Raw genomic sequence first — 651 nt, 5'->3', positions numbered from 1 at the left:
TCGCCCGCACCGGGGCGCGCGCTACGGGGACCTGTTCCAGCGGGCCCGCGCCGCGGCCGTGCGCGAGGGCTTCGGCTGGACCCACACCCTGTGCCACGGCGACCTGGGGCTGTGGGAGCTGCTGGAGACGGCGCGGCGGCTGTCCTCGGCGCCGCTGGGCCGGACCGGGAGGTGCTGGACGCGGAGCTCATCTCCGGCCTGGAGGCGCGCGGTCCGGTGGCGGGGCTCGCGCGCGACGCCTTCTCACCCGGGCTGATGGCGGGGCTGGGCGGCGTCATCCACACGCTCTTGCGCATGCACCCGGAGAGCCGGCTCGTGTCGCCGCTGCTGCTGGGCCGCGCGCCGGACATGGATCCGGACGCGCCCTGAGCCGTGCGGAGGTGCGTGCGTCACCGGCCCGCTCCTGGCGGGGCCGGTGACCCACAGGGGGGGCGTCAGTCGCGGGTGTCGCGGCGCACGGTGACCTTGCGGCCGCGCAGCGTGGAGCCCTTCAGCGCGGAGATGATGCGCGCGGCGTCCGGCTCCGGCACCTCCACGATGGAGTACATGTCCGCGATGTGGATCGCGCCGATGCGCGAGGACTCGAGCCCCGCCTCGCCCGCGATGGCGCCCACCAGGTCCGCCGGCCGCATGATCGTTCTCCTTACTGAG

At 75.6% G+C, this 651-nt stretch carries 3 protein-coding genes; 2 read left to right on the top strand and 1 reads right to left on the bottom strand.

The genetic code is table 11. From position 1 onward, the window contains the following. Together ACLEQD_RS44885 and ACLEQD_RS44880 are read left to right on the top strand one after the other, a co-directional pair. A partial coding sequence (locus ACLEQD_RS44885; protein ID WP_410391990.1) for a hypothetical protein occupies nucleotides 1-256 on the top strand: 256 nt, incomplete at its 5' end. After that, complete coding sequence (locus tag ACLEQD_RS44880) at nucleotides 217-369, top strand: hypothetical protein (RefSeq protein ID WP_410391989.1); 153 nt, start codon at nucleotides 217-219, stop codon at nucleotides 367-369. The genes ACLEQD_RS44885 and ACLEQD_RS44880, both read left to right, overlap by 40 nt. A gap of 65 nt (nucleotides 370-434) precedes the next feature. Here ACLEQD_RS44880 and ACLEQD_RS44875 read toward each other — a convergent pair whose 3' ends face one another. Then, complete coding sequence (locus tag ACLEQD_RS44875) at nucleotides 435-632, bottom strand: DbpA RNA binding domain-containing protein (RefSeq protein WP_410391988.1); 198 nt, start codon at nucleotides 630-632, stop codon at nucleotides 435-437. Nucleotides 633-651 lie beyond the last annotated feature (19 nt).

Origin of the sequence: Corallococcus sp. 4LFB (assembly GCF_046520365.1) — a bacterium.
Taxonomy (GTDB): Bacteria; Myxococcota; Myxococcia; order Myxococcales; family Myxococcaceae; genus Corallococcus; species Corallococcus caeni.
This window is presented reverse-complemented; position numbering and strand designations above follow the sequence as displayed.